At 73.5% G+C, this 23,525-nt stretch carries 22 protein-coding genes; 15 read left to right on the top strand and 7 right to left on the bottom strand.

Features of this window, described 5'->3' with window-relative positions; translation table 11 throughout:
• Window positions 1-28: 28 nt before the first annotated feature.
• From ACFYM6_RS29960 to ACFYM6_RS29950, 3 genes are all read right to left on the bottom strand, one after another.
• A complete protein-coding gene (locus ACFYM6_RS29960) occupies window positions 29-790 on the bottom strand; it encodes an ABC transporter permease (protein ID WP_387280815.1) in 762 nt (253 codons plus the stop codon).
• Window positions 791-946: 156 nt separating this feature from the next.
• A complete protein-coding gene (locus ACFYM6_RS29955) occupies window positions 947-1,360 on the bottom strand; it encodes a VOC family protein (protein WP_387280814.1) in 414 nt (137 codons plus the stop codon).
• Window positions 1,361-1,505: 145 nt separating this feature from the next.
• Window positions 1,506-2,639: an N-acetylmuramoyl-L-alanine amidase gene (locus ACFYM6_RS29950; RefSeq protein WP_387280813.1), complete on the bottom strand. Its 1,134-nt coding sequence runs from the start codon at window positions 2,637-2,639 to the stop codon at window positions 1,506-1,508.
• A gap of 385 nt (window positions 2,640-3,024) precedes the next feature.
• Between ACFYM6_RS29950 and ACFYM6_RS29945 the strand changes: the two genes are divergently transcribed.
• The 11 genes from ACFYM6_RS29945 to ACFYM6_RS29895 all read left to right on the top strand — a co-directional run bounded on the left by ACFYM6_RS29945 (window position 3,025) and on the right by ACFYM6_RS29895 (window position 16,836).
• Window positions 3,025-4,104, top strand: coding sequence for a LacI family DNA-binding transcriptional regulator (locus tag ACFYM6_RS29945; RefSeq protein ID WP_387280812.1), 1,080 nt, complete (start codon window positions 3,025-3,027; stop codon window positions 4,102-4,104).
• Window positions 4,101-5,033 (top strand): carbohydrate ABC transporter permease, encoded by a 933-nt coding sequence (locus ACFYM6_RS29940; RefSeq protein ID WP_387280811.1) that lies wholly within the window; start codon window positions 4,101-4,103, stop codon window positions 5,031-5,033. The genes ACFYM6_RS29945 and ACFYM6_RS29940 overlap by 4 nt, the downstream gene beginning before the upstream one ends.
• Before the next feature lies 1 nt (window position 5,034).
• Window positions 5,035-5,874 carry a carbohydrate ABC transporter permease gene (locus ACFYM6_RS29935; protein WP_387280810.1) on the top strand — a complete coding sequence of 280 codons (840 nt, stop codon included), beginning with the start codon at window positions 5,035-5,037 and terminating at the stop codon, window positions 5,872-5,874.
• A gap of 38 nt (window positions 5,875-5,912) precedes the next feature.
• Window positions 5,913-7,208 (top strand): ABC transporter substrate-binding protein, encoded by a 1,296-nt coding sequence (locus tag ACFYM6_RS29930; RefSeq protein WP_387280809.1) that lies wholly within the window; start codon window positions 5,913-5,915, stop codon window positions 7,206-7,208.
• A 2-nt stretch (window positions 7,209-7,210) separates the two neighbouring features.
• Window positions 7,211-8,344, top strand: a complete 1,134-nt coding sequence (locus tag ACFYM6_RS29925; protein WP_387280808.1) for an ADP-ribosylglycohydrolase family protein — start codon at window positions 7,211-7,213, stop codon at window positions 8,342-8,344.
• Window positions 8,345-8,420: 76 nt separating this feature from the next.
• Window positions 8,421-9,794 carry an ADP-ribosylglycohydrolase family protein gene (locus ACFYM6_RS29920; protein WP_387280807.1) on the top strand — a complete coding sequence of 458 codons (1,374 nt, stop codon included), beginning with the start codon at window positions 8,421-8,423 and terminating at the stop codon, window positions 9,792-9,794.
• Window positions 9,791-10,729 carry a ribokinase gene (locus tag ACFYM6_RS29915; protein ID WP_387280806.1) on the top strand — a complete coding sequence of 313 codons (939 nt, stop codon included), beginning with the start codon at window positions 9,791-9,793 and terminating at the stop codon, window positions 10,727-10,729. Before ACFYM6_RS29920 ends, ACFYM6_RS29915 begins: the two co-directional genes overlap by 4 nt.
• Window positions 10,726-12,678 carry a formylglycine-generating enzyme family protein gene (locus ACFYM6_RS29910; RefSeq protein WP_387280805.1) on the top strand — a complete coding sequence of 651 codons (1,953 nt, stop codon included), beginning with the start codon at window positions 10,726-10,728 and terminating at the stop codon, window positions 12,676-12,678. The genes ACFYM6_RS29915 and ACFYM6_RS29910 overlap by 4 nt, the downstream gene beginning before the upstream one ends.
• Window positions 12,675-14,825 (top strand): alpha/beta hydrolase-fold protein, encoded by a 2,151-nt coding sequence (locus ACFYM6_RS29905; RefSeq protein ID WP_387280804.1) that lies wholly within the window; start codon window positions 12,675-12,677, stop codon window positions 14,823-14,825. The genes ACFYM6_RS29910 and ACFYM6_RS29905 overlap by 4 nt, the downstream gene beginning before the upstream one ends.
• On the top strand, window positions 14,822-16,015 hold the full coding sequence (locus tag ACFYM6_RS29900) for a CaiB/BaiF CoA transferase family protein (protein WP_387280803.1): 1,194 nt from the start codon (window positions 14,822-14,824) through the stop codon (window positions 16,013-16,015). Before ACFYM6_RS29905 ends, ACFYM6_RS29900 begins: the two co-directional genes overlap by 4 nt.
• Window positions 16,015-16,836, top strand: coding sequence for an HpcH/HpaI aldolase/citrate lyase family protein (locus tag ACFYM6_RS29895; RefSeq protein WP_387280802.1), 822 nt, complete (start codon window positions 16,015-16,017; stop codon window positions 16,834-16,836). The genes ACFYM6_RS29900 and ACFYM6_RS29895 overlap by 1 nt, the downstream gene beginning before the upstream one ends.
• Before the next feature lie 60 nt (window positions 16,837-16,896).
• Here ACFYM6_RS29895 and ACFYM6_RS29890 read toward each other — a convergent pair whose 3' ends face one another.
• Together ACFYM6_RS29890 and ACFYM6_RS29885 are read right to left on the bottom strand one after the other, a co-directional pair.
• Complete coding sequence (locus ACFYM6_RS29890) at window positions 16,897-17,073, bottom strand: hypothetical protein (protein WP_387280801.1); 177 nt, start codon at window positions 17,071-17,073, stop codon at window positions 16,897-16,899.
• A gap of 125 nt (window positions 17,074-17,198) precedes the next feature.
• On the bottom strand, window positions 17,199-17,705 hold the full coding sequence (locus ACFYM6_RS29885) for a MarR family winged helix-turn-helix transcriptional regulator (RefSeq protein ID WP_387280799.1): 507 nt from the start codon (window positions 17,703-17,705) through the stop codon (window positions 17,199-17,201).
• 177 nt (window positions 17,706-17,882) lie between these two features.
• On the opposite strand from ACFYM6_RS29885, the gene ACFYM6_RS29880 reads away from it, so the two are divergent.
• Complete coding sequence (locus ACFYM6_RS29880; protein WP_387280797.1) at window positions 17,883-18,992, top strand: enolase C-terminal domain-like protein; 1,110 nt, start codon at window positions 17,883-17,885, stop codon at window positions 18,990-18,992.
• A 98-nt stretch (window positions 18,993-19,090) separates the two neighbouring features.
• Window positions 19,091-19,975 carry an SPFH domain-containing protein gene (locus tag ACFYM6_RS29875; RefSeq protein ID WP_387280796.1) on the top strand — a complete coding sequence of 295 codons (885 nt, stop codon included), beginning with the start codon at window positions 19,091-19,093 and terminating at the stop codon, window positions 19,973-19,975.
• A gap of 172 nt (window positions 19,976-20,147) precedes the next feature.
• Here ACFYM6_RS29875 and ACFYM6_RS29870 read toward each other — a convergent pair whose 3' ends face one another.
• Together ACFYM6_RS29870 and shbA are read right to left on the bottom strand one after the other, a co-directional pair.
• Window positions 20,148-20,993: an anti-sigma-D factor RsdA gene (locus tag ACFYM6_RS29870; RefSeq protein ID WP_387280795.1), complete on the bottom strand. Its 846-nt coding sequence runs from the start codon at window positions 20,991-20,993 to the stop codon at window positions 20,148-20,150.
• Window positions 20,990-21,568, bottom strand: coding sequence for an RNA polymerase sigma factor ShbA (gene shbA, locus ACFYM6_RS29865; protein WP_387280794.1), 579 nt, complete (start codon window positions 21,566-21,568; stop codon window positions 20,990-20,992). The genes ACFYM6_RS29870 and shbA overlap by 4 nt, the downstream gene beginning before the upstream one ends.
• Window positions 21,569-21,733: 165 nt before the next feature.
• Between shbA and ACFYM6_RS29860 the strand changes: the two genes are divergently transcribed.
• Window positions 21,734-22,753: an ABC transporter ATP-binding protein gene (locus ACFYM6_RS29860; RefSeq protein ID WP_387280793.1), complete on the top strand. Its 1,020-nt coding sequence runs from the start codon at window positions 21,734-21,736 to the stop codon at window positions 22,751-22,753.
• Window positions 22,750-23,520, top strand: a complete 771-nt coding sequence (locus ACFYM6_RS29855) for an MlaE family ABC transporter permease (RefSeq protein ID WP_387280792.1) — start codon at window positions 22,750-22,752, stop codon at window positions 23,518-23,520. Before ACFYM6_RS29860 ends, ACFYM6_RS29855 begins: the two co-directional genes overlap by 4 nt.
• Window positions 23,521-23,525 lie beyond the last annotated feature (5 nt).

Genomic DNA, 23,525 nt, shown 5'->3' with positions numbered 1-23,525 from the left:
ACGGCCGGTACACGTGCCCGCCGGGGCCTCACGGCTGGATCCGCGCCTGGTGGCGGACGAGCAACTCCACGGCGAGGGCGATCGCCACCGCCTCCACGGCGAGCAGGGTGATCAGGATGAGCAGCTGGGTCGCCCCGGCCTGGAGCGGGCCCGCCCCGCCGAGCAGCACACCGACGAACGCGCCCGGCAAGGTGACCAGCCCGACCGTGCGGGTCTGGTCCAGCGCCGGGATGAGAGCCTGCCCGGCAGCCGGCCGGCAGATCTCCAGCGCGGCGTCGCGGGGGAGCAGCCCCAGGGCCAGCCCCGCCTCGTACTCGCCGTGCCGGGTGCGCAGCTCGTCGAGGGTCCGCCGGCCGGCCAGGCTCGCCGCGGTCATCGCCCCGCCGATCAGGATGCCGGCCGTCGGCAGCACCACCAGCGGCGCCGCGGGCAGGGCCCGGCTGGCCAGCAGTACGGCGAGACTCGGCACCACCCCGACCGCGATGGCCAGCGGCGCGACCCGGCGCGGAACGGCCGGCCCGATCCGCCGTCCCGCGGTGACGCTGGCAACCACGTACATGAGCAGGATGAACGCGGCGGTGCTCCACCACGCCTGCAGCACCGCGACGATGATCAGCGAGACGGCGCCGAGCTGGATGGTGGCCCGGCCCGCCGCGCCCAGCACGGCCCGCGCCCGGCCGAGCCCGGACAGCCGCAGCACCACGGCGCCGGCCAGGGTGAGCCCGGTGAGGGCGACCACCAGGGTCGGCCCGATCGGTACCGTGCCGCCACCTGTCGCCGCGCCGCTCATCGTCCCGCCCGGTCGCGGGGGATGTCGTCGACGCCGGCCACCTGATGATCGTATTCGGGCCGTCCGGCCGGTGCGCGCGACCGGCCGGACGTGCCGGACCTCAGCGCCCGAGGTCCCTTCGGCGGGCCGGCCCGTTCGTCGTGGCCGTTGCCCGGGTCAGGCCTGCGGCTGGGCGATGTTGACCATCCAGCCGATGCCGAACCGGTCCACGCACATACCGAACTCGTCGCCCCACATCTGCTTCTCCAGCGGCACCGAGACCGTGCCACCTTCGGCGAGCTGCTTCCAGTAGCCGCGCAGCTCATCGGCGTCGTCGCCGCTCAGGCTGATCGAGATGTTGTTGCCGGGGCTGTATTCCATCTCCGGCGGGGTGTCGGAGGCCATCAGGGTGAACCCCCGGTCGGTCTCCAGCATGGCGTGCATGACCTGGTTGGCCACCGCCGGATCCGGGTTGCCAGCCTCGCCGAAGGTGCTCAGCGTCAGGTTGCCGCCGAACACGTTCTGGTAGAACTCCATGGCCTGCCGCGCGTTGTCGCGGAAGCTGAGGTACGGGTTGAGCCGAGACGCCATTGTGCGACCCTCCTTCGTCCTTGACGAGGGTCATCGTCGCAGCCGGGTGCGACAGGGACAACGACGTGTGCTGGGCGAGTCGTACCGAAACGGACGCGGTGGGGGTGGCGCCGTTGCCACCCCCACCGCTCTCCCCGCCGGTACGTCAGCCCTGCTGGAAGGACTGCCGCACCACACCCCCCACCAGCGCACACCAGGTGGTGGTGCTGACCTTGCCGTTCGGGTCCAGACCGTGCAGGTGCTGCAGGTCCTTCAGGGCCTTCTTGGTGACGTAGTCGTACTCGCCGGTGATCGCCACGTCGGCGTAGCCCTTGGAGTTGAGCATGAACTGGACCGCGGTGACGGGGATGCCCGTCGCGTCCTTGTCCAGCTCAGGCGCCAGGGTCTCCCAGGTCGGCGCGGTGAGGGTGGCGTCGATGTCGACCGGGATGCCGTTGCGGGCCTGCCAGTCCTGCACGGCGGCGACGGTGGCGGCGTCGAAGACGCCGTTGACCGGGACGGTGTAGCCGCGGAAGGTGAGCAGGTACTGGGCGACGCGGACCACCGGGCCGCCGACGAACCGCCAGATGTCCGGCCACCGGCGGGCCGGCACGTCGGCCAGGTCGGTGCCGAGCTCGGCGAAGACCCGGCGGCGCAGGGTGGGGAATTCCCGGTAGAACATCGCGCCGGGGCACAGCGTGGCGCGGAAGTCCCAGTGGCCGAAGATGTCGTGCGCGTGCAGGCCGTACTGCTGGCAGATGGTGGTGCAGAGCTTGACCAGCGAGTCGAGCAGTTCCCGGGGCGGCGTGTCGGTGACGTACGTGCCCTCGTTCTCGATGCCGATGGCCCGGCCGTTCTCGCCCGGGCAGTGCGCCGAGATCATCTGTCGGTCGCCGGCCTGGAGCCGCTCCAGGCTGCCGTGCCGGCCCTCCAGGACGTGCCCGCCCCGGCTGACCGTGAAGTGCTGCCCGGTGTCCGACCACCCGTTGCCGTCCATGTGCAGGTCCTGGCAGTCGCGGGCCAGCTGCTTGGCGTGCTCCTCGGAGTAGTCCGTGCTGTTCGGGAACGCCATGTGGTGCACGATGATCTTGTTGGTGGCGATGGCGCTGATCGACAGTGGGTCCGCCGGGGGGCGCGCGCCCCACTCGTCGCAGCTGATGATCCAGTCGAGGTTCGCGCCGGGCGCGGCCTGCGCGGCGGTCGGGAAGGCGAGCTCGCTCCCGACGACCGCGACCGCGGCGGCGCCGAATCCGGCCCGCAGCAGGGTGCGGCGGTCCAGCTCAGGGTGGTTGAAGTGCATGTCGTCTCCTCCGCGGCCGGGCAAGGACCAGGGCATGAAAAGGAACTTCAAGAGCCGCGCGTGAGACGGAGGATATTGCCACGAGTGCGCCAGCGCTAGGGGGTGGCGGGGGCGAGAATCGATCTGTGTCCCGGATGGAGGGTCGAATGTGGCCCAGAATGGTCAACTCGGGCGGGCGATGTCGCGTGGGTCGCCCAGGCGGTTGCCGGTCGCCCCGTAGCCGGCGGTGAGCAGGAGCAGCGCCGTGGCCGGGGCGATCGCCGTGCCAGGCCACCCGGCTGGTCGGCCCTGGTTGGAAACGTTTCCGTAACGAGCCCTTGACCTGGCCGCCGGCTCGGCGCAGACTCCCGGAAACGTTTACAGCAGACAGGTGGAGGTGCGGGGCGTGGGTCGTAAACGTTTACAGGAGTCGGCCGACGGCCGGCCCACCGTCCACACCGTCGCCGCCCGCGCCGGTGTCTCCATCGCGTCCGCCTCCCGCGTGCTCAACGGCGTCGGTGGCAGCCCGGAGACCATCCGCAAGGTGCGCGAGGCGGCGGCCGAGGTCGGCTACGTGCCCAACGCCATCGGCCGCTCGCTCCAGTCGCAGCGCACCGGCCTGGTCGCGCTCGCCGTCGAGGACATCGGCAACCCGGTCTACGTCGAGATGATGCGGGCCATCGAGTCGGTGGTCGCCGCCTCCGGCCGGCAACTGCTGGTGCACGCCACCGGCGGGCAGATCGCCAACGAGACCGCGCTGCTGCGCCGGCTCGCCCACCGCTACGTCGACGGGATGATCGTCTCGCCGATCCGGGTCACCGACGACCACCTCGCCGCGCTGGTCGACAGCCCCGTGCCGGTGGTCGTGGTCGGCCAGCTCGGCGCCGACGCGCCGGTGGACAACGTGCGCACCGACTCGCGTACCGGTGTGGGGCTGGCGGTCGACCACCTGGTCGCGGCCGGGCGGCGGCGGATCGGGTTCGTCAACGGCCCGCTCGACACCGTCCCCGGCGCCGCCCGCGACGCCGGCTTCCGGGCCGCCCTGGCCGCCCACGGCATCGACCTCGACGAGCGCCTCATCGAGGTCGGCGACTTCCAGTACGCCGCCGGCCGCGCCGCCACCGAACGGCTGCTCGCCCGGGCCCGCCCCGATGCGCTGGTCTGCGCCAACGACCTGATCGCCGTCGGCGCGCTGCACGCCCTGCTCGCCGCCGGCCACCGCGTCCCGCAGGACGTCGCGCTGGTCGGCATGGACGACACCGAGCTGGCCCGGATGATGTTCCCGCAGCTGTCCAGCGTCTCCCTTGGCTCCGCCGAACGTGGTCGGCGCGCCGCCGAGCTGCTGCTGCAACGCATCGCCGACCCGACCCTGCCGCCGCGGCGGGAACAGGTCGCGCCCAGCCTCGCCGTCCGCGCCTCCAGCGCCACCGGGCCCGCGACCGGCGTAACCCTGCCCGCACCGCGTACCCAGGAGGTGACGGCATGACCACCCTGGCCGAGCGGCCCGACGTCGCCCCCGCCGACGGGCCGCGGGTGGCCCGGTCCCGGTCCGACCGGATGGGCATCTACCTGCTGCTGCTCCCGTCGCTGCTGCCGATCGTGGTGCTGTCGGTGTTCCCGCTGCTGCGCGGCATCTACCTCGGCTTCACCGACGCCCGCGCCGGACGCCACGTCGAGATCAGCTTCACCGGGCTGGCCAACTACCGCGAGCTCCTCGGCGACGAGCTGTTCTGGAACTCCTTCAAGATCGGCCTGCTCTGGGCCGTCGGCGTGACCGTGCTGCAGTTCCTGCTCGCCCTCGGCCTGGCCCTGCTGCTCAACCAGCAGCTGCGCTTCCGCGGCGTGGCCCGGGTGCTTTCCGTGGTGCCGTGGGCGATGCCGCCGGTGGTGGTCGGCATCCTGTGGAAGCTCGTCTACCACCCGGACGCCGGCCTGCTGAACGAGTTCTTCCACCGCATCGGCGCAGACGGGCTGCGCACCAACTGGCTCGGCGACTTCAGCACCGCGCTGCCCGCCGTCATCCTCGTGGGCGTCTGGGCCGGCATGCCGCAGACCACCGTCGTACTCCTGGCGGGGTTGCAGGGTGTGCCGCGCGAGCTGCACGAGGCGGCCGCGGTCGACGGCGCCAGCACCTGGCACCGCTTCCGCAACGTCACCCTGCCCGCCATCACCCCGGTGGTCGTGGCAATCACCTCGCTGGACTTCATCTGGAACTTCAACTCGTTCGGCCTGGTCTACGTGCTCACCGCGGGCGGCCCGGGCGGCAAGACGATGCTGCCGATGCTCTTCGCCTACGAGGAGGCGTTCCGCTACGGCAACTACGGTTACGCCGCCGCCCTCGGCAACGTCATGGTCGTGATCATCGTCGCGCTGCTCGCCGTCTATCTGCGTCGTCGGTTGAGGGAGGCGAACTGACATGTTCGGAAAGCCGAGCCGCACCGGGCGCACGCTGCAGTACCTTGCGCTGACCGGCTACCTGGTCTTCCTCGGGTTCCCGCTGGTCTGGCTGCTCTCCACCGCGTTCAAGCCGCCCTGGGAACTGGTCCAGCTGCACCCCACGCTGATCCCCAGCAACCCGACCGTGCAGAACTTCGTGCAGGCCTTCACCGAGCAGCAACTCGGCCGGGCCGCGCTGAACAGCCTCCAGGTGTCGCTCGCCTCGGCGGTGCTCACCGTGCTGGTCGCGCTGCCCGCCTCGTACGCCCTCGCCCGGTTCCGCACGAGGCTCGGCACCGTCGCGCTCGGCTGGGTGCTGCTGTCGCAGCTCTTCCCGTTCGTACTGCTGATCATCCCGATCTTCCTGATCCTGCGGCAGGTCGGGCTGGCCAACACGCACGCCGGGCTGGTGCTGATCTACGTGGTCTGGGCGCTGCCGTTCGCCCTGTGGATGCTGCAGGGCTTCGTCCGCAACATCCCCCGCGACCTGGAGGAAGCGGCCGCCGTCGACGGCGCCAGCCGGCTCCAGGTGCTGCGCCGGGTGGTCTTCCCGCTGCTCGCCCCGGGCATCGTGGCGACCGCGCTGTTCTCCTTCATCTCCGCCTGGAACGAGTTCTTCTTCGCCCTGGTGCTGGTCAAGACGCCCGAGCTGGCGACCCTGCCGGTCGCCCTGGCCCGGTTCGTCGGCATCGAGGGCACCGCCCGGCTCGGCCCCCTCGCGGCCGGATCCCTGCTCGCCACCCTGCCAAGCCTGATCTTCTTCGCGTTCATGCAACGCCGACTCTCGTCCGGGTCGCTCGCCGGCGCGGTCAAGGGCTGAACCCCATCCCCCCACCCACCACCAAGGAGGAAACCCCCATGCTCCGAAGCAGATTCCGTCGGCTCGCCGCGGCCACCGCGGTCGCGGTCGTCGGCCTCGGCGCCCTCACCGCCTGCGGTGACGGCGGCGGCGAGGACGAGGCGTCGTCCGGCCCGGTCAAGCTGCGCTTCCTCAGCCTGGCCTGGCAGAAGGAGTCGCTGCAGGCCAACAAGGACCTGGTCGCCAAGTGGAACAGCGAACACCCGGACATCCAGGTCGAGTACGTCCAGGGCGACTGGAACTCGATCCACGACCAGCTGGTCACCTCGTTCGAGGGCGGCGACGCCGCCGACATCGTGCACTACGAGGCGTCCGCCATCGGCGAGTTCAGCAAGCAGGGCTACCTGACCGACGTCTCGAAGCTGCTCAGCAACGACTTCAAGGGCCAGATCGACCAGGGCGTCTGGGACACCGTCACGTTCGACGGCAAGGTCACCGGAGTGCCGTTCCTGCTGGAGTCGCAGGTCGTCATCGCCAACAAGAAGCTGCTCGACGCCGCCGGCGTCACCGTCCCGCCGGCCGACGGCGGCTGGACCTGGGACGAGTTCCAGGCCAACGCGCAGAAGCTCACCAAGCCCGGCCAGTACGGCGTGGCCTGGGCGCTGAAGTCGCCGACCAACCGGGTGATGAACCTGGCGTTGAACTACGACGGCAAGTTCTTCTACACCGACGGCGGCAAGACCGAGGTCAAGGTCGGCGACCCGGAGAAGGAGGTGCCCAAGCGGATCCACGACATGCTCTACACCGCCAAGTCCGCCTCCCCGGAGGCGCTCGGCATGAGCGGCGCGGACACCCTGCCCGGCTTCTTCGGCGGCAAGTACGCCATGCTCCCCGGCTCGGTCTCGCTGCGCCAGCAGATGGTCGAGCAGGCCCCCGCCGGCTTCGAGTGGGTGACCCTCCCGCCGATCAAGGGGCTGTCCAGCAAGCAGGCCGCCAACCCGCAGACGCTGTCCATCTCCGAGGACAGCAAGCACAAGAAGCAGGCCGCGCAGTTCCTGGAGTGGTTCCTCAACCCCACCAACATGGCCACCCTCGCCAAGGGTGACTGGCTGGTGCCCACCGGCAAGCAGGCCAACCAGGAGCTGGTCAAGGCCACCGGCGGCAAGCAGGGCTGGGACGTCGCCGCGGACAGCGCCGCCGACCTGACCGTCGCGCCGTTCCAGAAGGTCGACGGCTACCCGGAGTGGAAGACCAAGTACGCCACCCCGGCGCTGCAGCAGTACTTCGCCAACAAGATCACCCTGGACCAGCTCGGCACGCAGCTGGTCGACGGGGGCAAGCAGGTGCTGAGGTAACCATGTCACTCTTGCTCGACAAGTCGGTCGGCTGCCTGGTCGGCGCCGCAGTGGGCGACGCCCTCGGCGGGGCCACCGAGACAGCCCTGCCGGAGCAGATCCGCGCCCGCTTCGGCGGCTGGGTCGAGGGGATCGTGCCCCCGTACCACGCCGACTGGGCCACCGCGCGGCCACTCGCGCCGTACCACAAGGGCGACGGGCACATCACCGACGACACACTGATGACCCACGCCCTGGTCCGCGCGTACGCGGCCAAACGGGACCACCTCGACGCGTACGACGTGGCGGAACTGCTCGTCCCCGACCTGATCGAGCGGGTGGTGTACCTCCCGGACCTGGAGCGGGAGGGGGTGACCTTCCACCGGCTGGCCGCGGCCGAACGGTGGCTGGTCACCCGCCTGCACCACGCGCACGCCGACCCCCGCGAGGCCGGCGTGGGCAACATCGTCAACTGCGGCGCCGCCATGTACATGGCCCCGGTCGGCATCGTCAACGCCGGCGACCCGGCCGGGGCGTACGCCGAGGCGGTGGAGCTCACCGGGGCACACCAGCACAGCTACGGGCGGGAGGCCGCAGCGGTGTTCGCCGCCGCGGTCGCCGCCGCCGCGGCACCCGGCGCGGGTGTCGACGACGTGATCGCCGCGGCCCTCGACCTGGCCCGCGACGGCACCCGCGCCGCCGTCGACGCGGTGGTCAAGGAGGCCCGCGGGCACGACGACTGGAAGGCGGCCATCCCGGCGCTGCGCGCCGCCGTCGCGCCCTACGACACGGTGGGCGAGGAGTACCGCAACCCGGGCCTGGGCGCCCGCCGGCCCAGCCGGCTGCACGCCATCGAGGAACTGCCGGTGGCGCTGGGCATGCTGGTGGTGGCCGGCGGCGACTACCGGGCGGCGGTGCTGGGTGCGGTCAACTACGGCCGCGACGCCGACTCCACCGCCACCATGGCCGGCGCGATCGCCGGGGCGCTCGGCGGCGCCGCGACCGTGCCGGCCGAGTGGTCGCAGGCGGTCGCCTCCGCGTCCCGCACCGACCTGGTCGAGCCCGCCCGGGTCCTCGCCCAGGTGGCCACCGAGGTCTTCGACCGTGACCGGGAGCGGTTCGCCCGCCGCGCCGAACGCTTCGGCGGTCTGGCATGAGTGAGCGTAGCGAGCGAATCAGCAGGCTCGGTGCGCTGTGGCCTCATGCCGGTGCAGACCGAAGGGAGGCAGCGGCATGAGTGCTGGCCCGGGTCGCGGGCTCCGGCTGACCTGGGTGCAGCCGGAGGACCTGCTGCCGCACGAGCTGGCCGCGAGCCGCGACGAGGGCCGCGACGTCACCGACCTCGCCGACCGGTGGGCGGCGGCCGGTGGTGACGTCACCGCCCCGGTCAGCGGCGCCTCGCCCGTGCCGGCGTCGCCGCGGCTGCGCGCCCTCGCCGTCGACCTGCTCGACGCCGCCGAGGCGCGGCCCGGACCGGACACCGCGCACGAGCCCGACGACCTCGACGCGGTCCACGCGACCTGGCCGAGCGCCTGGCACCTGCCGACCACAGTCGAGCGGGACCGGCTGCACGGCGCCTGGCTCGGCCGGGCCGCCGGCTGCCTGCTCGGCAAGCCGGTGGAGAAGATCCCCCGTCACGGGATCCGGGAGATCCTCTCCGCCACCGGCCGGTGGCCCCTGCGCGGGTGGTTCACCGCGCAGGGGCTGCCAGCCGACGTCGCCGCCCGCTGGCCGTGGAACCGGCGCAGCGCCCCCACCAGCCTGGCCGAGAACATCGCCGGCATGCCCGAGGACGACGACCTCAACTTCGCGCTGCTCGCGCTGCGCATCCTGGAGACGTACGGGCCGGACTTCACCAGCACCGACGTGGCGCAGGCCTGGCTGGACTGGCTGCCCGCCGGGCGGGTCTTCACCGCCGAACGGGTCGCCTACCGCAACCTGCTGCTCGGCCTCACCCCGCCGCGGACCGCCCGCCGGCACAACCCGTTCCGGGAGTGGATCGGCGCGCAGATCCGCACCGACGTGTACGGCTGGACCAACCCCGGCCGCCCCGACCGCGCCGCCGAGGCGGCCTGGCGGGACGCCGCCGTCAGCCACGTCCGGGCCGGGGCGTACGGGGCGATCTGGGTGGCCGCCCTCGCCGCGGCGGCACCGGTCGCCACCAGCATCGACGAGGTGCTGGACGCGGGCGAGTCGGTGCTGCCCCCGGACAGCCGGTTCACCGCCGCGATCCGGGAGGCACGCGCCCTCGGCGCGGGCACCGACGACTGGGAGCACATTGTGGACACCCTCTACGTCCGGCACGGGCACCTGCACTGGGTGCACGTCCGCAACAACGCCGCCCTGGTCGCCGCGGCCCTCGCGTACGGGCGCGGCGACCTGGAACGGTCCATCTGCGCCGTGGTCTCCGGCGGCTGGGACACCGACTCCACCGGCGCCACCGTCGGGGCCGTCACCGGGGCGCTCACCGGCGCGTCCGCCCTGCCCGGGCCCTGGGTCACCCCGCTGCGCAACCGCCTGGCCAGCAGCATCGCCGGCTTCGACGGCGTCCGCTTCGACGAGCTGGCCGGCCGGACGCTCGCCCTGGCCCACCGGGGTGCGGCGTGACCGCGCGGGTGGTCGTGGTGGGCAGCGCCAACCTGGATCTGGTGGTGACCGCGCCGCAGCTGCCCAGGCCCGGCGAGACGGTGCTCGGTGACGGCTTCCGCACCGTGCCCGGCGGCAAGGGCGCCAACCAGGCGGTCGCCGCCGCCCGGGCCGGCGCGGACTGCGCCTTCGTCGGCGCGGTCGGCGCCGACGACTTCGGGGCGCAGCTGCGGGACAACCTGACCGCCGCCGGCGTGGACGCGGGCGGCCTGCGCACCGTCGACGCGCCCTCGGGCGTCGCCCTGATCGCCGTCGACCACGCCGCGGAGAACTGCATCGTCGTCGCGCCCGGCGCCAACGCCACCCTGACCGACCTGCATCCCGCCGACCGGGCGGCGGTGGGCGCGGCCGACGTGCTGCTGCTCCAGCTCGAGGTGCCGCTGACGGCCGCCACCCAGGCCGCCGACCGGGCCCGCGCCGACGCCACCACCGTGGTGCTCAACGCCGCTCCGGCCCGCCCGCTCCCCGACGAGCTGCTCGACCTCGTCGACGTGCTGGTGGTGAACGAACACGAAGCGGCCGTCGTCGCCGGGATGTTCATCGACGAGCCCGCCGCCCTGCTCGACGCGCTGGTGGCCCTGGTGCCCCGGGTGGTGCTGACCCTCGGCGCCCGGGGCGCTGCCTACGCCGACCGGCACGGCACCCGCCTGCAGGTGCCCGCGCCGGCGATCGAGGCGGTCGACACCACCGCGGCCGGCGACGCGTTCACCGGTGCCCTCGCGGTCGCCCTCGCCGAACGCGGCGGCACCCTCACCGCCGCCACCGCGCCAGCCGTCCTGCGCTGGGCCTGCGCCGCCGGGGCGGCCTGCGCCCAACGCCCCGGCGCGTCCACCGCGCTGCCCGACCGGGCCGCCATCGACACCCTGCACGCCGCGACCTACGGAGCGGAAGAGTGAGCTTCAACCCGTACGTCCCGCGCCCCATCGACCGGCCCACCGAGGTGCCGCTCGGGGCGCACGCCGACCTGGCCACCCTCGACGAGGCGAAGATCTTCGCCGCCCCGGGCCACCCCGCCGACTGGCCCGCCTGGCGCGACCAGCTCACCCGCTGGCGGGCCGACGCCAGGGCCCGGCTCGCCTACACCGGCGAGCACTACGACGACATCACCGGCGACTGCTTCACCGTCTGCCTCGCCTGGCTGTGGGACGAGACCCTCTACGACCACGACCGGGGCGAATTCACCGTGGACGCGTTTCTCGACGCGGCGCGGCGCGACTTCGGCGGCTTCGACGGAGTGGTCCTCTGGCACGCGTACCCGGTGATCGGGCTGGACGCGCGCAACCAGTTCGACTGGTACCGGGAGGTCCCCGAGCTGCCCGACGTGGTCCGCCAGTTCCAGGCCCACGGAGTCCGGGTGTTCGTCGACTACAACCCCTGGGACACCGGCACCAGGCGGCAGCCCGGCACCGACGCCGAGGAGGTCGCCGCGCTGGCCGCCGCCCTCGACGTCGACGGGGTCTTCCTGGACACCCTCAAGGAGGGCGCCGGCGAGCTGCGCAAGACTCTTGACGCCGTCCGCCCCGGCCTGGTCCTGGAGGGTGAGAGCCGGGTGCCGCTGGCCCGGATCGCCGACCACGCCATGTCCTGGGCGCAGTGGTTCGCCGACTCCGACGTGCCCGGCGTGCTGCGGGCCAAGTGGTTCGAGCGGCGGCACATCCTGCACCACACCCGCCGCTGGCACCGCAGCCACCTCGACGAGCTGCACTCCGCCTGGCTCAACGGCTGCGGCGTGCTGGTCTGGGAGAGCGTCTTCGGCGTCTGGGTCGGCTGGAACGACCGGGACAAGGCCGTGCTGCGCGCCATGCGGCGGGTGCAGGCCAGCCACGCGGCGTGGCTGCGCGCCGAGGACTGGGTCCCGCTCGCCGATCACCCCGGCACCGGCCAGGTGTACGCGTCCCGCTGGACCCACGACGGCCAGCCCCTGTGGACGGTGGTCAACCGGGGCGCCGACCACGACGGCCCCTGGCTGCTCACCGAGCCCCGTCCCGGCCGCTTCGTCGACCTGGTCACCGGCGCCGAGCTGGCCGTCACCGAACTCGAGGACGGGCGGGTCGCCGTCGGCGGGCCGCTGCCCGCCGGGGCGATCGCCGCGGTGGTCGCCACCGACACCCCTGTCGACCGGCACGAGCCGCCGACCGGTGATCCGTCCTTCCCGGCCCGCGCCGCCGTGCGTACCCGCACCCCGTGGTCGCCCCTCGCGGCCCTGCCCGACGGCATGGTCTCCGTCGACGGGGGCCACCACGAGCTGACCGTCCGCCACCGCGTCCGGGAGACCGGCCTGTACGGCGAAGCCCCCTACGTCGACGAGTGGAAACCCCTGCCGCCCCGACTGCACCACACCGGCACCCTGCGCCGCCCGGCCCGGCTCGGCCGCTTCGCCATCGACACCCGCGAGGTCACCCACGGCCAGTACGCCCGCTTCCTCGCCGCCACCGGCTACCGGCCGGTCCGGCCGGAACGGTTCACCGCCGGGCAGGGACCCGCCGACGCCCCGGTCACCGGCGTCGACCTCGCCGACGCCCGCGCGTACGCCCACTGGGCCGGGCTGCGGCTGCCCACCGAGGACGAATGGCAGGTCGCCGCCGAGGCGGGACTGCTCGCGCGCCGGGCACCCCTGGTCTGGAACCTGACCGAAAGTGAACACTCCGACGGGCGTACCCGGTTCGTCATCCTCAAGGGCGGCTGCGCGTACCGGGCGGAAGGCTCCGACTGGTATCTCGACGGCGGCCCGCAACCGCCCGAGGTGTCGGTGAAGCTGCTGCTCACCGGCGCCGGCCTCACCCGCTCCGACTCGATCGGCTTCCGCTGCGCCGCCGACCTGCCCGCCGAAGGAGCCCACCGATGAGCAGAACGTGGCGCACCGGCGCCATCCTCGTCGCCCTGCTGACCGCCGTCGGGCTCACCGGCCTGGCGCCGGAGACCGCTGTCGCCGCCAAGGATCCCGCCGGCACGCTCAGCACCGCCACCGCGCCCTCGCCGGCCCTCGGCGGCAGCATCGACTACACCGTCTACCTCCCGTACGGCTACCGCGACCCCGCCCAGGCCGCCACCCGCTACCCGGTGCTGTACCTGCTGCACGGGCGCGGCGACACCATGCAGGCGTGGACCCGCATCAAGTCGGACCTCGACCGGCTGATCGCCGACCGGCAGGTGCCACCGGTGATCGCCGTGCTGCCCGACGCCCCGTGGAGCAGCCGCGGCAGCTGGTACGTCGACTCCGCGTACACCGGCGCCGACAACCCGGGCCGCCCCGTGGAAACCGCGCTCACCCGCGACCTCGTCACCCACGTCGACGTCACCTACCGCACCGCCGCGCACCGGAACGCCCGGCTCGTCGGCGGCTACTCGATGGGCGGCGCGGGCGCGCTGCGCTACGCCCTCGCCCACCAGGACCTCTTCGCCAACGCGCTGGTGCTCAGCCCCGCCGTCTACCAGCCGCTGCCGCCGGCCGACTCCTCGGCCCGCGAGTTCGGCGCCTTCGGCGCCGGCGACCAGCTCTTCTCCGACGACGTCTACCGGCGGCTGAACTACCCGGCCCTGCTCCCCGGCGTCGACCCGGAATCCCCGGTCCGGATGTTCATCGCCGTCGGCGACGACGAATGGCCCAACCCGGACCCGGCCGACGCCGTCCACGACCTCGACTACGAGGCCGCCACCCTCTACAACACCGTCCGGCGCACCGACGGCATCGCCGCGGAGTTCCGCGTCCTCGACGGCGGGCACGACTGGGACGTCTGGCGCCCCGCCTTCGTCGCCGGTCTCACGCACCTCGCCGCCACCCTCAGCGTCACCCCGCCCGCCGGGCTGCCCGCCCCGCTGCACGGAACCCCCGGCGCGGACTGGGCCGGCGGGGTCGCCGCCCACCCCGACGGCGACGTCACCCTCGGCTACGCGGCGTCCGGCAGTGTCGCCGGCCAGCCGTACGCCGGCGGCCTCGACGCCGTGGTCACCCGGCTCGCCGCGGACCGCACCACCGCCCGCTGGACAGCCCAGTTCGGCACCGCCGCCAACGACCGGCTCTACGGGACCGTGCCGCTGCCCGACGACAGCGTGCTCACCGCCGGCTACACCCGCGGCGACCTCGACGGCCGGCACCCGGGCAGCCCGGCGGACGACGGGTTCGTGGCGAAACTGACCGCCACCGGGCAGCGCGCCTGGCTCACCCAGGCCGGTGACCCGGCCAAGGCCGACCGCTTCTACGCCCTCGCCGCCGCACCGGACGGTGGCGCGTACGTCGCCGGCTACACCAGCGGCGCGTTCGGCGGCACCAACGCCGGCGACAAGGACGCCGTGCTCGCCCGGATCGCCCCGGACGGCACGCTCGCCTGGACCCGCCAGTTCGGCGGCCCCGGCGAGGACAAGGCGTACGCCGTCGCCGTCGGCCCCGACGGCGTCTACGTCGCCGGCGGCACCTCCGCCGCCCTGCCCGGCACCACTCCGCTCGGCGGCGCCGACGGCTGGCTCGCCCGGTTCACCCCAGACGGCACCCGCGACTGGCTCACGGTCGCCGGCGGCGACGGGGACGACCTGCTCGGCGGCGTCACCGTCACCGGCGTCGGGCAGGTCGTGGCCACCGGCGCCACCTCCGGCGACGTGCTGACCGTCGCGTACACCAGCAAGGGCGCACAGCGCTGGCGGACCGTCACCGGCGGGCGCGGCGCGGACGCCGGCACCGACGTCCTAGCCCTGATCGACGGCTCGCTCGCGGTGGTCGGCTTCACCGGCAGCACGCTCGGCGTGCCGGCCGGCGGGGCGGACGTGCTCACCCTGCGCCTCGACGCCCGCGGCCGGCAGCTCGCCGTCGCGCAGTACGGCACCGCCCGCGACGACGCGGCCGATCCGTTCGGCGAGGAGAACGTCTACGCCACCCTCGCCCCCGACGGCCGGCTGCTGGTCAGCGGCCGCACCGCCGGCACGCCCACCGGTGGCGCCGCCCTCGGCAACGGCGACGTGTTCCTCGCCGCCGTCGACCCGGCGAAGGGAACGCCATGACCGCGCCCTCCCCGCTGCACGGCGTCAAGGTGGTCGACCTGGCCACCCTCTTCGCCGGTCCGCTCGCCGCCGCCTTCCTCGGCGACTTCGGCGCCGACGTGGTCAAGGTCGAGCACCCGGCCAAGCCCGACCCGTCCCGCGGGCACGGCCCGGCCAAGGACGGCGTCGGCCTCTGGTGGAAGGTGCTCGGCCGCAACAAGCGCACCGTCACGCTCAACCTGTCCGACCCGCAGGGCGCCGAACTGCTGCGCCGGCTGCTCGCCGACGCCGACGTGCTGGTGGAGAACTTCCGCCCCGGCACCCTGGAACGCTGGGGCCTCGGCCCGGACGCCCTGCACGCGGTCAACCCACGCCTGGTGATCGCCCGGATCAGCGGCTTCGGCCAGGTCGGCCCCTACGCACCCCGGCCCGGGTTCGGCACGCTCGCCGAGGCGATGAGCGGCTTCGCCGCCGCCACCGGGGAACCCGACGGGCCGCCCACCCTGCCCCCGTTCGGCCTGGCCGACTCGGTCACCGCGCTCGCCGCCGCGTACGCGGTCCTGCTGGCCCTGCGTGGCCGCGATCTGACCGGCCGGGGCCAGGTGGTCGACCTGGCCATCATCGAACCGATCATGGCGATGCTCGGCCCGCAGATCACCTGGTACGACCAGCTCGGCTACGTGCAGCCCCGGCTCGGCAACCGGTCCAACAACAACGCCCCGCGCAACACCTACCGGTGCGCGGACGGCCGCTGGGTGGCCGTCTCCACCAGCGCGCAGAGCATCGCCGAGCGGGTCATCCGCCTCGTCGGCCACCCCGAGCTGGTCGACGAGCCCTGGTTCGCCACCGGCAGCGGCCGGGCCGCGCACGCCGACGAACTCGACGCCGCCGTCGCCGGCTGGGTGGCGCAGCGGGACCGGGACGAGGTGGTGGCCGCGTTCGAGGCGGCCCAGGCGGCCGTCGCGCCCGTCTACGACGTCCGGGACATCGTCGCCGACCCGCAGTACGCGGCGCTCGGCACCGTGACCGCCGTCCCCGACGAGGACCTCGGCGAGGTCCGCATGCAGAACGTCCCGTTCCGGATGTCGGCCACCCCCGGCGAGATCCGGCACGCCGGCCGGCGGCACGGCCAGGACACCGACGAGGTGTTCCGGGCGCTCGGCCTGACCGACGCGGACCTGGCCGCGCTTCGCGAGCGGGGCGTGATCTGATGCTGCTGACCTGGCTATACGTGCCTGGCGACCGGCCGGACCGGTTCGCCAAGGCGGTCGCCTCCGGCGCCGACACGGTCATCCTCGACCTGGAGGACGCCGTCGTCGCCGGCCGCAAGGCGTACGCCCGCGACGCTGTCGCCGAGTTCCTCGCCGAACCGTCGCCGGTGCCGGTCCAGGTGCGGGTCAACGAGCTGACCGGCCCGGACGTCGACGCCGACCTGGCCGCCGTCGCCGGTAAACCGGGGCTGGCCGGCCTGCGCCTGCCCAAGGTGGAGTCCCCGGCGACCGTCGCCGCCGTCGCCGCCCGGGTCGACACCCCGCTGCACCCGCTGATCGAGTCCGCGGTCGGGCTGGAGTCCGCGTACCGGATCGCCGCCGCCCACCCGGCGGTTGCCTCGCTCGGCCTGGGCGAGGCCGACCTCCGCTCCGACCTGGGCGTCGCCGGCGACGACGGCCTGCTCTGGGCCCGCGGCCGGATCGTCGTCGCGGCCCGCGCCGCGGGCCTGCCGCCGCCGGCCATGTCGGTGTACGCGAACGTCGCCGACCTCGACGGGCTGGCCGCCTCCTGCGCCGCCGGCCGGCGGCTCGGCTTCCTCGGCCGGACGGCCATCCACCCACGACAGCTCCCGGTCATCGCCGCGGCGTTCCGCCCGGCCGAGCGCGAGGTGGCCCGGGCGCGGGAACTGCTCGCCGCCGTCGCCGAGGCGCAGACCCGCGACTCCGGCACCGTGGTGCTGCCCGACGGGCGGTTCGCCGACCGGGCCATGGTGGCCGCCGCCCGCCGGGTCGTCGACCTCGCCGCCCGCTACGCCGCCTGAGCGCAGCTCACTCCGGTCAGCCGCGCGCCACCCGGCCGGCAGACATCGGCCAGGGGCGGGTCAACCTCGCCTGGTCGGGCTGGAAGGGTGCGGGGTGAGCCCGTCCGCGACCGCCTCGATGAACTGGGTGAGGTAGTCGAAGTCGGGCACGGCGACCCGCTCGGCCCGTTCGTGCAGGGTGTCCGGGGTGACCGTGTCGTCGATCCGGGCGACCTCGTGGTGTCCGTCGCGGTCCATGGAGTGCCTCCCGTCACTGGTCGTGACGATGGTCGGTGCTGTCACAGCATCGCTTGCATACAGCCATCATTGCACTGTGCCAGCATCTTCGCCAGGTTCTGACGCATGACCGGTAGGCGGCGCGGTCAGGCCTCGGCCTCCGCCGGGCTGTCCACCGCGGCGAAGCCCAGCCACCACTCCTGCTCGGGCAGCTCACCCGCCGCGGTGGCGAACGCGGTCAGCGCCTCGGTCACCGTCGGCTGCCAGTACGCCGAGGTCGCGGCGACGATTCGAGACAGCTCCGCGCGCCGCCGACGGATCACCTCCTGCACCAGGGCCAGCCCGGCGGGGGTGAGCCGCAGCCGCACCACCCGGCGGTCGCTGGTGGAGCGGGACCGCCGGACCAGGCCCTTGCGGATCAGACGGTCACACATCCGCGTGCCGGTCGACGGGGCGACCTGGAGTTCGGCGGAGATGTCGACGGCGCGCTGGGGTCCCCGGGTGGCCAGCACGACCAACGCCCGAAACTGTGGCAGGGTGACCTCGGCGTCGAGGCCGGCCAGCGAGCGGGCGGCCAGGCCGACGAACGCGCGGCTGGCCGCCATCAGCGCCTCGACGGCCGCCGTTTCGCTGTCGCCGGCGGGTGATCGCATCCCGCCATCATTCCAGTAGGGCGGTAGCCCGTCGGGCGACGCCGGGGGCGGGCGCCGGCGGGTTTGCTTCCGGCGATCCGCGGTATCTCCGATCCATGCAGCGCATCACCTCCGCAGTCGTGGCCTCCCGGCGCGTGGACCGAGGTCCTGCCGTCCCACCGCGTCGGGAGGCCCGCCGTGCGGGGTGACTCCGTGGTCGACCGGGTGACCGCCGGGGCGTACCGGATCCCCACCGACGCCCCGGAAGGGGACGGCACCGCGGCCTGGAGCGCCACCACGCTGGTGCTGGTCCGGGTCAGCGCGGGCGGCGAGGTGGGCACCGGCTGGACGTACGCGGCGGCCGCCGCCGGCGAGCTGGTCACCGAGCTGTTGGCCGGGGTGGTGACCGGGCGCGACGCGCTCGACGTCCCCGGCAGCTACCAGGCCATGCAGGCGGCCGTGCGCAACGTGGGCCGCCCCGGCGTCGCCGCCTACGCCATCTCCGCGGTCGACGTGGCGCTGTGGGACCTCAAGGCCCGCCTGCTGGGGATCCGTCTGGCCCGGCTGCTCGGCCTGGCCAGGGAAACCGTGCCGGTCTACGGCAGTGGCGGCTTCACCACCTACGACGAGGCGCAGCTGCGCGCCCAGTTCACCCACTGGGTGCACGAGCTGGGCATCCCGCGGGTGAAGATGAAGATCGGCGAGTCGTGGGGGACCCGCGTCGAACGCGACCTGGCCCGGGTCGGCACGGCCCGGCAGATCATCGGTCCGGCCGCCGAGCTCTACGCCGACGCCAACGGCGGCTACCAGCGCAAACAAGCGATCCGGGTGGGACAGGCGCTGGCCGACCAGGACGTGCGGTGGTACGAGGAGCCGGTCTCCTCAGACGACCTGGCCGGCCTGCGGCAGGTGCGCGACGCCGTCCTGCCCGACGTGGCCGCCGGGGAGTACGGCTATCACCTGCCGTACTTCGCCGCGATGGTGCGGGCCGGCGCGGTGGACTGCCTGCAGGCGGACGTGTCCCGGTGCGGCGGTATCACCGAGTGGCAGCGGGTGGCCGCGGTGACCGCTGCGGACAACCTCCAGATCTCCGGCCACTGCGGCCCGCACCTGCACCTCGACGTCGCCGCCGCGACGCCCAACCTGCGGCACCTGGAGTGGTTCCACGACCACGTCCGCATCGAGTCGATGTTGTTCCAGGGCACGGTCACGCCCGAGCCGGGCGGCCTGCTGCGGCCCGACCTGTCCGTGCCCGGGCACGGGCTGCGGTTCGACGAGTCGGCGGCGGCGCCGTACCGGATCGGGTGAATCCGGCGGGTGCGCGCCGCGATCCGGCAGGACTGAACGGCGCCGGAACGGGTAGGCCCGGCGCCGGGAGGCGGGCGCCTCCGGGATCGAGGGGGACCATGGCAGTTGCCGCCATCGTCGCAGTGGTGATCGTCGTCGTGCTCGCGCTGATCGTGCTGTCGCTGAGCGTCCGGCTGGTGCAGCAGTACCAGCGCGGCGTCGTGTTCCGCTTCGGCCGGGTGCTGGACCGCATCCGCCAACCCGGGTTCCACCTGATCATCCCGGTCGCGGACCGGATGGTGCGGGTCAGCATGCAGACCACGGTGATCGGGGTGCCGGCACAGGGCGTCATCACCCGCGACAACGTCACGCTCACCGTCGACGCGGTCGTCTACTACCGGGTGGTCGACCCGGTGAAGGCCCTGGTCAACGTGCGGGACTATCCGGCGGCGGTGCTCCAGGTGGCGCAGACCGCGCTGCGGTCGGTGATCGGCAAGGCCGACCTCGATACCCTGCTGCGGGACCGGGACAAGATCAACGCCGAGCTGAAGGCCGTCATCGACGCGCCCACCGAGAAGCCGTGGGGCCTGCTCATCGAGCGGGTCGAGGTCAAGGACGTGTCGCTGCCCGAGGGGATGAAGCGGTCGATGTCCCGGCAGGCCGAGGCGGAGCGGGAACGGCGCGCACGGGTGATCGCCGCCGACGGTGAGTTCCAGGCCTCCCGCCGGCTCGCCGACGCCTCGCGGGCGATGGCGAACACCCCTGGGGCGTACCAGTTGCGGTTGCTGCAGACGGTGGTGGACGTGGCCGCGGAGAAGAACAGCACGCTGGTCATGCCGTTCCCGGTGGAGCTGCTGCAGTTCTTCCAGGAGTACGGGCGGCGCGCCCGCGAGCAGGCGGCGCCCGGTGGGTCGGGGCGGACAGAACCGGCCGAGGCGCTCGGCCCGACCACGGAGGGCGTCGCCGCGGCGGCCGAGGGGGACGGGCACCGACCTCAGCGCTGACCGGGACAGCGCATATATCGGTAGCTCGCCGCCCTGATCGGGCTGCGCCGGGTCGCGGCCGGACTCGCCTGGGCCGGGGTCGTCGGCTGGCTGGTGCTGGTGTGGGCCGGGCGTCCGCCGCCGGTGGCCCCGTGCTCAGGCCGGGGCCACCGCGGCCGTTCGCCGGACTCGGTCAGTCGAGCAGGCCACCGGTGGGTAGCGGCAGTCCGGGCAGCCCAGGCAACAGGGGCGAGAGGCTGGGCGAGGGCGGCCGCGGCGGCTTGGGCAGCGGCAGCAGACCACCGCCGTCGCTCACGGCGCCGCCCGGCGTGGTCGAGGCCGGCGGCTGGGACGGCCCGGGCGGCGGAGCCATCGTGCCGGTGCTGGGGCGAGTGGCCGGGGTGGTCGGGACGACGCCGGGCCTGGGGGAGATCGGCACGGCGGTGGGTAGGAGCTTTGCCCGCTCCGCGGTGAGGTCCCGCCCGAGCACGTCGAGGTCGGCGCGCAGTCGGGCCGCGCTCGCCGGGTCGGTGACCTGGTCGAGTTCGCCGTGTGCCTGGTCGACGAGTTCCTGGGCCTCGTCGAACCGCCGCTCGGTCAGGGCCGTGCGGGCCCGCGTGATCGTGTCCTCGACGTCCCGTACCTCCGCCTGCTGCGGGTAGAGCAGCCTGGTCAGCGACCACAGCGGACTGCCTGGCTCGGCGTTGCGACTGCTGATCCCGAGCCCGGACGTCAGGGCCAGCAGCGCGACGGCGGCCGCCGCGAGACGCACCGCCCAGGGGCGGGGTCGCCTGGTCCGGGCCGGACGTACCGGCGGTGGCGTGGGCTCGACCGGGTTCTCGGCCGGCGCCGCCGGACGGACCTCGGCCGGTTCGGGGACGCCGTCGGCGACGTCGGCCCGCCAGGCGGCGAGCAACTCGGCCAACTCGTCTCCGGCCGGCATCAGCGCGCCCCGTCCCAGCGCGTCGAGCAGCGCGTCGTCGCGGGTCAGGATGTCCAGATCCACCGCCTCGCCGCCGTTCGGCGTCCGCCCGCTCATGCCGCCACCTCGTCCAGGGAACCCCCGGCAAGGGTACGGAGCCGGGCGAGCGCGCGGGACTGGGCCATCCGTACCGCCGCCGCCGTCATCCCGACGATGGTGCCCACCTCGTCGGCGGACAGGCCCACCGCGACCCGCAGCAGGATGATCTCCCGCTGGACGTCGGGCAGCCGGTCCAGCAGGGCGGACAGCCGCCGGGCCAGGTCGGTGGCCATCACCTGCTGCTCCGGCCCGGGCGCGGCGTCGGGCTGATCCAGCGGGGCGTCGGTGGGGGTGACGGCCGCGTCCCGGATGGCCGCGCGTTGGGCGTCGGCGACCTTGTGCGCGGCGATGCCGTAGACGAAGGCGGCGAACGGGACACCCTGCTCGCGGTAGCGGGGGAGCGCGCGCAGCACCGCCACGCACACCTCCTGGGCCACGTCGTCCGCGGTGGTGTACGCCCCGCCGACCCTCCCCAGGCGGCCCCGGCAGTAACGGACCAGGCCGGGGCGCACGTCGGTGAGCAGTGTCGCGGTCGCCGCCGGGTCGCCCGCGGCGGCCCGGCGGACGAGATCTGGCTGCTGGATCACTGTCATGAGCTCGCGAGGCACCTTCATTACCGGCGGGTTACCGGCACGCTATCGAGCCTTGCTCAATTTTCCTAGCTCACGGTTTGTGACGAACCCATGCCGGAAAGAAGTTTGTTGCGTTCTCCACGGTCGCGCCGATGTGTCAGGCAGCGACGGAGAGGGGAGGGATCAGTGGGCGTCGAGGTCGCCGTGCAAGGGCTGACCAAGTCGTTCGGCGGGCAGCCGGTCTGGTCGGACATCACCCTGACCCTGCCCGCCGGGGAGATCTCCGTCCTGTTGGGACCCTCCGGCACGGGAAAGTCGGTCTTCCTCAAGACACTGGTCGGGCTGCTGCGGCCCGACCGGGGTGCCATCCTGATCGAGGGCAAGGACCTGCCGCGGCTGTCCGAACGCGAGCTGTACGAGGTACGCAAGCTGTTCGGCGTGCTGTTCCAGGACGGCGCCCTGTTCGGCTCGATGAACATCTACGACAACGTGGCGTTCCCGCTACGCGAGCACACCCGCATGTCCGAGTCCCAGATCCGGGCCGTCGTCACCGAGAAGCTGGAAATGGTGGGCCTGGTCGGAGCCGAGAAGAAGCTGCCCGGCGAGATCTCCGGCGGCATGCGCAAACGGGCCGGCCTGGCCCGCGCGCTCGTGCTCGACCCGCAGATCATCCTCTTCGACGAGCCGGACTCCGGGCTGGACCCGGTGCGCACCGCCTACCTCAACCAGCTCATCATCGACCTCAACCAGCGCACCGAGGCGACCTTCCTGATCGTCACCCACGACATCAACACCGCCCGCACCGTGCCCGACAACATCGGCCTGATCTACCACGGGCACCTGGCCATGTTCGGGCCGCGGGAGATGCTGCTGTCCAGCACCGAACCGGTGGTCCGGCAGTTCCTCAACGCCCAGCGGATCGGGCCGATCGGCATGGCCGAGGAGAAGGACGCCGACGAACTGGCCGCCGAGGCGGAGTCCGGGGTGGAACTGCCGCCGCTGCCGCCGATCCCACTGCAACTGCAGCCGTCGGACGGACTGCCCCGCCGGGCCGAGCGCCCACCCGGGCAGTGGTGCCGCGAGCAGGGCATCACCCCGCCGCCCGGCTCGTTCGAGGGCCTCCGGCAGGTGGAGCGACCGACCATCGACCTGGCGCAACACCTCACCGACGACCCGGGCAGGCACAGCCGGGAGGTGGCCCGATGAGCGCCCCGACCGCGGCCGTCCGCCGCTCCGGTGAGTTCTTCGCGTTCTGTCTGGACACCCTGCGCGGGCTCGGCCGGCGGCCGGTGCAGGTACGCGAGTTCGTCCAGCAGGCGTGGTTCATCAGCTCGGTGTCCATCCTCCCGGCCGCCCTGGTCTCCATCCCGTTCGGTGCGGTCATCGCCCTCCAACTCGGCTCGCTGGTCCGCCAGCTCGGCGCGCAGTCGTTCACCGGCGCCGCCTCGGTGCTCGCCGTGGTCCGCGAAGCCGGCCCGATCGTCACCGCCCTGATCATCGCCGGCGCCGGCGGCTCGGCGATCTGCGCCGACCTGGGCTCCCGGAAGATCCGCGAGGAACTCGACGCCATGCAGGTCCTCGGGATCGATCCGATCCACCGCCTCGTGGTGCCCCGGGTGCTCGCCTCGATGCTGGTCGCCGTCCTGCTCAACGGCCTGGTCAGCGTCGTCGGCGTCACCGGCGGGTACGCGTTCAACGTCCTCCTGCAGGGCGGCACCCCGGGGGCGTACCTGGCCAGCTTCCAGGCCCTCGGGCAACTGCCCGACCTGCTGGTCGGCGAGGTCAAGGCGCTGCTGTTCGGGGCCACCGCCGCGCTGGTCGCCTCCTACAAGGGGATGACCGCCAAAGGCGGCCCGAAGGGCGTCGGCGACGCGGTCAACCAGAGCGTCGTCATCACCTTCATGCTGCTGTTCGCGCTGAACTTCGTCGTCACGGCCGTGTACTTCCAGGTCGTACCGCAGAAGGGAAGCTGACGTGG

The organism is Micromonospora sp. NPDC006431, from assembly GCF_042870725.1.
In the GTDB taxonomy this organism is placed as follows: domain Bacteria; phylum Actinomycetota; class Actinomycetes; order Mycobacteriales; family Micromonosporaceae; genus Micromonospora.
This window is presented reverse-complemented; position numbering and strand designations above follow the sequence as displayed.

What these genes read in the sequence shown, in the direction of transcription:
- ACFYM6_RS29920 (WP_387280807.1), top strand. Translation starts at nt 8,421, where the DNA reads ATGAGTGCTGGCCCGGGTCGCGGGCTCCGGCTGACCTGGGTGCAGCCG.
- ACFYM6_RS29955 (WP_387280814.1), bottom strand. Translation starts at nt 1,360, where the DNA reads ATGGCGTCTCGGCTCAACCCGTACCTCAGCTTCCGCGACAACGCGCGG.
- ACFYM6_RS29895 (WP_387280802.1), top strand. Translation starts at nt 16,015, where the DNA reads ATGCTGCTGACCTGGCTATACGTGCCTGGCGACCGGCCGGACCGGTTC.
- ACFYM6_RS29930 (WP_387280809.1), top strand. Translation starts at nt 5,913, where the DNA reads ATGCTCCGAAGCAGATTCCGTCGGCTCGCCGCGGCCACCGCGGTCGCG.
- ACFYM6_RS29905 (WP_387280804.1), top strand. Translation starts at nt 12,675, where the DNA reads ATGAGCAGAACGTGGCGCACCGGCGCCATCCTCGTCGCCCTGCTGACC.
- ACFYM6_RS29940 (WP_387280811.1), top strand. Translation starts at nt 4,101, where the DNA reads ATGACCACCCTGGCCGAGCGGCCCGACGTCGCCCCCGCCGACGGGCCG.
- ACFYM6_RS29960 (WP_387280815.1), bottom strand. Translation starts at nt 790, where the DNA reads ATGAGCGGCGCGGCGACAGGTGGCGGCACGGTACCGATCGGGCCGACC.
- ACFYM6_RS29925 (WP_387280808.1), top strand. Translation starts at nt 7,211, where the DNA reads ATGTCACTCTTGCTCGACAAGTCGGTCGGCTGCCTGGTCGGCGCCGCA.
- ACFYM6_RS29870 (WP_387280795.1), bottom strand. Translation starts at nt 20,993, where the DNA reads ATGAGCGGGCGGACGCCGAACGGCGGCGAGGCGGTGGATCTGGACATC.
- ACFYM6_RS29890 (WP_387280801.1), bottom strand. Translation starts at nt 17,073, where the DNA reads ATGGACCGCGACGGACACCACGAGGTCGCCCGGATCGACGACACGGTC.
- shbA (WP_387280794.1), bottom strand. Translation starts at nt 21,568, where the DNA reads ATGACAGTGATCCAGCAGCCAGATCTCGTCCGCCGGGCCGCCGCGGGC.
- ACFYM6_RS29875 (WP_387280796.1), top strand. Translation starts at nt 19,091, where the DNA reads ATGGCAGTTGCCGCCATCGTCGCAGTGGTGATCGTCGTCGTGCTCGCG.
- ACFYM6_RS29950 (WP_387280813.1), bottom strand. Translation starts at nt 2,639, where the DNA reads ATGCACTTCAACCACCCTGAGCTGGACCGCCGCACCCTGCTGCGGGCC.
- ACFYM6_RS29855 (WP_387280792.1), top strand. Translation starts at nt 22,750, where the DNA reads ATGAGCGCCCCGACCGCGGCCGTCCGCCGCTCCGGTGAGTTCTTCGCG.
- ACFYM6_RS29885 (WP_387280799.1), bottom strand. Translation starts at nt 17,705, where the DNA reads ATGCGATCACCCGCCGGCGACAGCGAAACGGCGGCCGTCGAGGCGCTG.
- ACFYM6_RS29900 (WP_387280803.1), top strand. Translation starts at nt 14,822, where the DNA reads ATGACCGCGCCCTCCCCGCTGCACGGCGTCAAGGTGGTCGACCTGGCC.
- ACFYM6_RS29935 (WP_387280810.1), top strand. Translation starts at nt 5,035, where the DNA reads ATGTTCGGAAAGCCGAGCCGCACCGGGCGCACGCTGCAGTACCTTGCG.